This window comes from Rhizobacter sp. P2_D12 (genome assembly GCF_056404395.1).
Map to the genome: position 1 here is coordinate 1 of NZ_JBFUEB010000299.1, position 1,317 is coordinate 1,317.

General features: G+C 69.5%; 1 protein-coding gene. It reads right to left on the minus strand.

The features are described from left to right. On the minus strand, positions 1 to 1,317 hold a 1,317-nt coding region (locus tag AC1DYN_RS32590), incomplete at both ends, for a response regulator (RefSeq protein ID WP_477966953.1).

Sequence of the window (1,317 nt, forward strand, 5' to 3'; positions counted from 1 at the left end):
CAGCAGCGGCATCGTGATCCAGCGGCCGATGACGGTGGCCAGCTGCTGCTGGGTAAAGGGCTTGGACAGGTAATCGTCCATGCCCGCCGCCAGGCAGGCTTCGCGATCGCCCTGCAGCGCGTTGGCGGTGATCGCGATCACGGGCAGCCCGCGCTGGCGCCCCATCTCGCGCTCGTGGCGCCGGATCTCGCCGGTGGCCGCAAAGCCGTCCATCACCGGCATCTGGCAATCCATCAGCACTGCATCCCAGCGGCCTTCGTGCACGGCGCGCAGCGCTTCCTGGCCGTTTTTCGCGCAGCCCGTTTCGAGACCCAGGCTTTCCAGCATCGCGCGGGCGACTTCGACGTTGACCGGGTTGTCCTCGGCCAGCAGCACGCGCCGCGCGCGCCTGGCCGGATGCAGCGCGGGCTCCTGGTCGCTGGCCGCCGCTGACGGCGCAGTCGGCCGCTGCAGCCGCGCCGCACGCACCGCCAGGCACGCATACAGATCGGCCGCACGTGCCGGTTTGACCAGCTGGTACGCCACGCCCGCTTCGCGCCGCTGCACCGGATCAGCGGCCAGCCGTTCGGGGCTGAGCAGCACCAGGTGCGTGTCGCGCGCCAGCGGTTCGGCGCGCACTGCGGCGGCCAGAGCAAGGCCGCTGGTTTCGCACAGCTCCATGTCCAGCACCGCCGCGTCGTAGGGCCGGCCGGCGCGGGCCGCGTTGACCAGCCACTCGAACGCGAGCGCGCCGCCGATGTCGTCGCACTGCGCATGCCACGCTGTCAGCTGCTGCACCAGCGCCTTGCGGCTGGCATCCTGCTCGTCGACCACCAGCACGCGCAAGCCATCGAGTGTATTGAGGTGATGGCCCGGCGCGTCCGGGTCGACCCGGTGCTTGTCGAAGCTGACCGTGAACCAGAAGACCGAGCCGCGCTGCTGTGCATTCTCGACCCCGATGGCGCCGTTCATCAGCTCGACGATCTGCTTTGAAATCGCCAGCCCGAGGCCGGTGCCGCCGTACTTGCGGGTGGTGGAGTCGTCCGCCTGCGAGAAGGCGTTGAACAGGCGCGCCCGTGCTTCGCGCGAAATGCCGATGCCGGTGTCGTGCACCTCGAAGCGCAGCACGACCTGTTGCGGGTCTTCGCCCGCCACGCGCACGCGCGCCAGGATGCGCCCATCGTCAGTGAACTTGAGCGCGTTGCCCAGCAGGTTGGCCAGGATCTGGCGCAGCCGGTTCGGATCGCCGCAGATCGCCACCGGGATGTCGTTGGCAATGTCGAAGTCGCACGCCAGGCCCTTGGCCGCGGCTTGCGGCGTGTAAACGTTGTGGATCTC